1 protein-coding gene is annotated in these 215 nt (G+C 58.1%); it reads left to right on the plus strand.

The window, feature by feature from the left end:
- Nucleotides 1-215 (plus strand): hypothetical protein (locus tag ABLQ08_RS32635; RefSeq protein ID WP_352950941.1); only part of this gene is annotated, 215 nt, incomplete at both ends.

Genomic DNA, 215 nt, shown 5'->3' on the forward strand with positions numbered 1-215 from the left:
TTGTGTCTTCGAGCGAGACCGGATCGTTGAACGTTCTCTGGGGCGCCGACGATGCCGACGACACCGATGGTGTTGATGACAGCACGGTTGCAGGGTCCAATCGTAGCCTTGAGTTCTCCGGCGTGAACTCCACCGGAACGGTGCTGACGGGGAACGGTGATGTTCTGACCTCCAACGGTCTTGAAGTGACCGTGACCGCTTCTGTGGATGCCAAT

It is taken from the genome of Roseibium sp. SCP14 (genome assembly GCF_040329475.1).
Classification (GTDB): domain Bacteria; phylum Pseudomonadota; class Alphaproteobacteria; order Rhizobiales; family Stappiaceae; genus Roseibium.